This window comes from Micromonospora sp. (assembly GCF_048594385.1).
Lineage (GTDB): Bacteria > Actinomycetota > Actinomycetes > Mycobacteriales > Micromonosporaceae > Micromonospora > Micromonospora wenchangensis.
Map to the genome: position 1 here is coordinate 1 of NZ_JBMDWU010000239.1, position 5919 is coordinate 5919.

8 protein-coding genes and 1 riboswitch are annotated in these 5919 nt (G+C 73.1%); of the genes, 3 read left to right on the plus strand and 5 right to left on the minus strand.

The window, feature by feature from the left end; translation table 11 throughout:
• Positions 1–118: 118 nt before the first annotated feature.
• The 5 genes from ACOJTC_RS12465 to ACOJTC_RS12485 all read right to left on the minus strand — a co-directional run bounded on the left by ACOJTC_RS12465 (position 119) and on the right by ACOJTC_RS12485 (position 3449).
• Complete coding sequence (locus tag ACOJTC_RS12465; protein ID WP_420116968.1) at positions 119–868, minus strand: amino acid ABC transporter ATP-binding protein; 750 nt, start codon at positions 866–868, stop codon at positions 119–121.
• Positions 865–1662, minus strand: a complete 798-nt coding sequence (locus tag ACOJTC_RS12470) for an amino acid ABC transporter permease (RefSeq protein ID WP_204924386.1) — start codon at positions 1660–1662, stop codon at positions 865–867. The genes ACOJTC_RS12465 and ACOJTC_RS12470 overlap by 4 nt, the downstream gene beginning before the upstream one ends.
• A gap of 41 nt (positions 1663–1703) precedes the next feature.
• On the minus strand, positions 1704–2600 hold the full coding sequence (locus ACOJTC_RS12475; RefSeq protein WP_420116969.1) for an ABC transporter substrate-binding protein: 897 nt from the start codon (positions 2598–2600) through the stop codon (positions 1704–1706).
• A 97-nt stretch (positions 2601–2697) separates the two neighbouring features.
• Entirely contained in the window at positions 2698–2841 is a 144-nt protein-coding gene (locus ACOJTC_RS12480) for a hypothetical protein (RefSeq protein ID WP_420116970.1), read from the minus strand.
• Positions 2842–2876: 35 nt separating this feature from the next.
• A riboswitch (SAM riboswitch) is annotated at positions 2877–2989 on the minus strand.
• Between the two features lie 67 nt (positions 2990–3056).
• Entirely contained in the window at positions 3057–3449 is a 393-nt protein-coding gene (locus ACOJTC_RS12485) for a winged helix-turn-helix transcriptional regulator (protein ID WP_420116971.1), read from the minus strand.
• Between the two features lie 120 nt (positions 3450–3569).
• Between ACOJTC_RS12485 and ACOJTC_RS12490 the strand changes: the two genes are divergently transcribed.
• The 3 genes from ACOJTC_RS12490 (at position 3570) to ACOJTC_RS12500 (ending at position 5913) form a co-directional block, all read left to right on the plus strand.
• Positions 3570–4418 carry an SDR family oxidoreductase gene (locus tag ACOJTC_RS12490; RefSeq protein ID WP_204924383.1) on the plus strand — a complete coding sequence of 283 codons (849 nt, stop codon included), beginning with the start codon at positions 3570–3572 and terminating at the stop codon, positions 4416–4418.
• Positions 4419–4491: 73 nt separating this feature from the next.
• A complete protein-coding gene (locus ACOJTC_RS12495; RefSeq protein WP_420116972.1) occupies positions 4492–5028 on the plus strand; it encodes an RNA 2'-phosphotransferase in 537 nt (178 codons plus the stop codon).
• Positions 5029–5202: 174 nt separating this feature from the next.
• Complete coding sequence (locus ACOJTC_RS12500; RefSeq protein ID WP_420116973.1) at positions 5203–5913, plus strand: GAF and ANTAR domain-containing protein; 711 nt, start codon at positions 5203–5205, stop codon at positions 5911–5913.
• Positions 5914–5919: the final 6 nt, after the last annotated feature.

The following is a 5919-nucleotide window of genomic DNA, read 5'->3' on the forward strand; positions in this document are numbered from 1 at the left end:
CCGCGCGGGTCGCCCCGCCCACACCTAGCGCCCGCCGCTCCTACGACAGGACCGCACCCCGGGGCCATCCGCACCACCCGCCGCCGCTCCCCCCCGGCCGGGAGCGGCGTCGCCCGTCTCAGAGCACCTGGGACAGGAAGCGGCGCAGCCGGGGATGCTGCGGTGACTCGAAGACCGCCTCCGGTGCGCCGGCCTCCAACACGACGCCGTGGTCCATGAACGCGACGGTGTCGGCGACCGAGCGGGCGAAGCCCATCTCGTGGGTGACCACCACCATCGTCATGCCCCCGCCGGCAAGGTCGGCCATCACCCCGAGCACCCCCTTGACCAACTCCGGGTCCAGTGCCGAGGTGGCCTCGTCGAAGAGCATCACCTGGGGTTGCAGGGCCAGCGCGCGGGCGATCGCGACCCGCTGCTGCTGCCCGCCGGAGAGGTGGGCGGGCCGGGAGTCGGCCTTGGCGGCGAGGCCGACCAGCGCCAACTGGGAACGGGCCAGCGCCACCGCCTCCTCCTCGGGCAGCTTCTTGAGCCGGCGCAAGGCCAGGGTGATGTTGCGCAGCACGGTCATGTGCGGGAACAGGTTGAACTGCTGGAAGACCATCCCGACCCGCTGCCGCAGGGCGTCCGGGTCGTCGCGCAGCACACTGCGCCCGTCGAGCAGGACGTCACCGGAGTCCGGTTCGATCAGCCGGTTGACGGTGCGCAGCAGGGTGGACTTGCCGGAGCCGGACGGGCCGATGACGCAGGCCGTGGCGCCCCGGGCGACGTCCAGGTCGACGCCGCGTAGCACCCGGTTCGCCCCGAAGGCCAGGTGCACGTCGCGGACGGCGAGGCTGACCGAGGTGGTTGTCGCGGTGCCGGTGCTCATCGGGGGTCCTCCCGGGTGGGGCGCGGTTGCGGTAGGGCGGTCTCGCCGGCCAGGGCCAGCCCGCCGTCGTCGTCGGGATCGACGGTGACCGTCCGGCCCCGGCGCAGCCGGCGGTCGATGGCGTTGACCGCGTGGGTCAGCGGCACGGTCAGCAGCAGGTAGCACAGGCCGGCCAGCAGCAGCGCCGACTGGTTGCCGGTGTTGGCCGCGTAGTCCTGCCCGATCCGGAACAGTTCCCGCTGGCTGGCCAGCAGGCCCAGGAAGTAGACCAGGCTGGAGTCCTTGATCAGCGCGATCAGCTGGTTCACCCAGGCCGGGAGCACCCGGCGTACCCCCTGCGGGACGATCACCAGGCGCATCGCCTCACCCCAGGAGAAGCCCAGCGCGCGGGCCCCCTCCAGCTGCGCGGCCTCCACGCTCTGGATACCGGAGCGGAAGATCTCCCCGATGTACGCGGCGGCGATCAGCGACAGCGCCAGGATGCCCAGCGGGTACGGGTTGGGGCCCCACACCTGCATGCCGAGCGGGGCCAGGCCGACGCCGATCAGCAGGATGGTGGCGGCGGCCGGCAGGCCCCGGAACACGTCGGTGTAGACCCGGGCCGGCCACCGCAACCACCGGGTACGGGAGATGCCCGCCACGGCCAGCGCCATGCCCAGCACCGAGCCGAGCAGGGCGGCGGAGACCGCCAGGATCAGCGTGTTGGGCAGCCCGACGGTCAGCATCTCGGGCAGCGCCTCGCGCATGGAGTCCCCGTCGAAGAAGGTCTCCCACAGGGTGCTCAACGGATCCATCGTGTTCTCCTACCGCCCCGCTCGCTGGTCTGGTCGTACCGTCAGGAAGTGGCCGACGCCGACGGCGTCGCCGCGCCCGGGGCGGTGACGTCGCCGCTGCCGGGGGTGAAGCCGGCCGGGATCGGCCGCCCCGGGTAGTACTGCTGCTGGAGCCGGGTCCAGGTGCCGTCGGCGATGACCTCGTCGAGGCCCTTGTCCAGCGCCTCACGCAGCGCGTCGTTGCCCTTTGCGACGGCGTACGCGGTGGGGGCCGGGCTCAGTTCGGTGGCCGCCACCGTGATCTTGCCGTTGCTGTCGGCGGCCGACTTCTCGCCGATCTCGGCGGGGGCGATCCAGGCGTCGGCGGTGCCGGCCTTGAGCTGGTTGATCGCCCCGTTGTAGTCGGGCACCCGCACCGGGTCGAGCTTGCGTGAGGTGGCGTAGTCGTCCTGCACGGTGCCCTGCACGACCACCACCCGCTTGCCGGCGAGCTGGTCGAAGCCGGCGAGCGGGGAACCGGCCGGCACGTCGAGGCCGAAGTAGCCGAAGTCGTAGCCGTTGCCGAAGTCGACGGTCTTCTTGCGTGCCTCGGTGACGGTGATCGAGGAGCTGCCGACGTCGAACTTGCGGTTGTTGACCTGGGAGAGCAGCGCCGAGAAGTCGGTGCCGACGAATTCGACCTTCAGCCCGACCTTGCCGGCGACGGCGACGAGCAGGTCGTTGTCGAAGCCGGTGAACGTGCCGTCCTTGAGGTAGACGTTCGGTGGGGCGTCGGTGAGCGTGCCGGCGCGCAGCACCCCCGGCTGGAGCAGGCCGTACGGGTTGTCGGCCGCCTCGGAGTCGCCGCCGCAGCCGGTCAACGCGGTGCCGGCGAGCAGGGCGGCGACGCCGAGCGCGGCGACCCGCGTCCAGGTGGCGCGGAACAGTCGGAGTGTGGGCAGGGCAGGAAGGAATCGCACGGGTGTCTCCGGAGGTGGTCGGGCGGCGGCGGACGCGCGCCGCCGACGGGATGCCCACCGGGCATCCCGCTGAGGTGTCACGGGAAGAGGGGTTCGACTAGCGGCGGCGACAGGAGTCGCTGTGCACCCGCATGAGGTCGACGTGTCGCCGCCTGACCAGCCGGACGCCGACGGACCGGACGCCGGGCCGGATCACGGCGGTGACGCCGTCGCCGGGTGGGGCGGGTGAGTGGTTCGACACGGGTTCTCCCTGATCGGTGTCGACCTGGGGTGACCAGGCCACGCTTGCACCGGGTCGTTCACCGGTGCCTGGTCCTCACCCGGAGCACCCCACCGTGGCGGAGGGTTGCCGGCCAGCGAGCCGGGGCTTGACGCTGGCGCTCATGACCTGCCCGAAATCTAGCAGCAGCGACCGGCGGGTCGTCCACCCGTTATGACGGCCCTCACGTCCGCCCCTTACCGGCGGCCGGCTCGCGCGGTGGTCGGGCGGCGCAGGACCTCGGCGTCGTAGCGGACCCGGGCCGCCTGCACGTCGGGGAGGTGGGTGGTGGCCCAGGCTTCCAGGCCGGAGACCAGGTCGAGCAGGCTGCGGCCGAGGTCGGTGAGGGCGTAGTCGACCCGGGGCGGGACGCTGGCGTGCACGGTGCGGGTGACCAGACCGTCGCGTTCCAGCCCGCGCAGGGTCTGGGTGAGCATCTTCTGGCTGATCCCGTCGATGTGCTCGGCCAGTTCGCCGTAGCGGCGTTCGCCGTCGGCGAGGGTGAGCACGACCAGCACGCTCCACCGGTCACCGATCCGGTCGATGACCTGCCGGCTGCCGCAGTCGCGTTGGAACGGGTCGGGTCGCATCACTTTACTCTCTATCAGTGCGTCACAAACTTCAAGGTGCCTACTCTCTGCCGGGAAGTATCGGCTCCCACCTGCGTGTTGGCCAGTACGACAAGAGCACGCCACCCGAAGGAGAGCGCCATGTCCGTCGTCGTCACCGGGGCCACCGGCCACCTGGGCCGCCTCATCGTCGAATCCCTGCTGCGCCGGGGCGTACCCGCCGGGCAGATCGTGGCCCTCGGCCGCTCCGTGGACCGGCTCGCCGACCTCGCCGAGCGGGGCGTCGTGGTGCGGACGGCCGACTACACCGACCCCGACTCACTGCGCGCCGCCTTCGCCGACGCCGAGAAGCTGATGTTCGTCTCCGGCAGCGAGGCCGGGCAGCGGGTGCCGCAGCACCACAACGTGATCGAGGCCGCCCGTCAGGCGGGCGTCGGCCTGGTCGTCTACACCAGCATCGCCCACGCCGACACCTCCGACCTGCTGCTGGCCGCCGAACACCGGGCCACCGAGGAGGAACTGCGCGCCTCGGGCCTGCCGTACGTGCTGCTGCGCAACAGCTGGTACCTGGAGAACTACACAGGTCAACTGGCCAACTACCTGGCCCACGGGGTCGCCGGGTCGGCCGGCGACGGCCGGGTCAGCGCCGCCACCCGGGCCGACTACGCCGAGGCCGCCGCCGAGGTGCTCACCACGCAGGGGCACACCGGTCGGGTCTACGAACTGGGCGGCGAGGCGTTCACCATGACCGAACTGGCCGCCGAGGTGTCCCGCCAGAGTGGACGCGACGTCCGCTACACCGACCTGCCGGTGCCGGCGTACACCGAGCTGCTCGTCTCCGCCGGGCTGCCCGAGCCGTACGCGGCCACCCTCGCCGACGCCGACCGGGGCCTCGCCCACGGCGCGCTGTACGTGCCCGTGGCGGACCTGGAGAAGCTGCTCGGCCGCCGGCCCACCACCCTCGCCGAGGCCCTGCGCGCCGCCGGCTGAGCCGACCGCAGGGGCGGGCGCGGCACCGGATAACCGGTGGAGCGGGCCCGCCACCGGCCCGACAATGCTCGACATGGATCATCACACGCTGGTGCGGACCAGCAAACGGATCGCGCTGGCCCTGCGCCACCGACCCGCCCGGTTCGGCCTCGCCCCCGACCCGGGCGGGTGGGTGGCCGTCACCGACCTGCTGGCCGCCCTGCGCATCGACAGGTCCACCCTCGACGCCGTGGTCGCCGGCAACGACAAGCAACGGTTCGCGGTGACCCGGGACGCCGACGGGGTGGAACGCATCCGGGCCAGCCAGGGCCACTCCTACCCGGTCGACCTGGGGTTGACCGCGCAACCACCACCCGCCCGGCTCTACCACGGCACCGGGGCCGCGGCCCTCGACTCGATCCGCGCCACCGGGCTGAACCGGGGCGGACGGCACCACGTACACCTGTCGCCGGACGTGCCGACGGCCCGGCGGGTCGGGGCCCGCCGGGGTGGCGCGGTGGTGGTGCTGACCGTCGACGCGGCGGCCATGGCCCGCGACGGGCACACCTTCTACCGCAGCGCCAACGGCGTGTGGCTCACCGACGCGGTGCCGCCCGCCTACCTGGCCTGACCGGCCGCCGCGGGCAGCTCGCCGCAGGTGCGTGCGGGGGCGGCCGGCCCCGGGTGCGGGTATGGTGCGGATTGTCGCGCACCCCGGTGCGTCGGGCCCACCGTCGGGCCGGGGGCCGACGCGCCCCCCCACCACGGGCAGCCCGGGGGACGCCCGCCGGAAAGGAGCCGTGTGATGGCAGCGCCCCCGCTCTCCCCGCACGACGCCCTGACCCGACTCGGCCGGATCCGCCTCGACGAGGTGGGTGTGGACGAGGTGTTGGGGATGATCGCCGACCTGGCCTGCCGCAGCCTGCGTGGCGTGTCCGAGGTGTCGGTGACCCTGCTGCGCGGTGGCAGCCCGCAGAGCGTCGCCGTCACCGGCGACGCCGCGCTGCGGCTCGACGAGTGGCAGTACCGGCAGGGCCACGGCCCGTGCCTGGACGCCTCGGTCACCGGCGACACCCTCGTCGTGTCCGACACCGGCACCGAGGAACGCTGGCCGGGCTGGGCGACGCGGGCCGCCGACGCCGGCATCGGCAGCGTGGTCGCGATCGGCCTGCCGATCCAGGAGGCGGTGGTGGGCGCCCTCAACCTCTACGGCGCCCGGCCGCACACGTTCGACGCCGAGACGGTGGAACTGGCCCGGACGTTCGCCGCGTACGCGGCGGTGGCCCTGGCCAACGCCCACCTCTACGCCAGCACCGCGACCCTGGCCGAACAGATGCGCTCGGCGATGGAGAGCCGGGCGGTGATCGAGCAGGCCAAGGGCATCATCATGGGGCAACGCCGGTGCACCGCCGACGAGGCCTTCGGCATCCTCGCCAAGCTCTCCCAGGACTCCCACCGCAAGCTGCGCGACGTCGCCGCAGCCCTCGTCGGCCGGGCCACCGCCGGTAGCCGCTGAACCCCC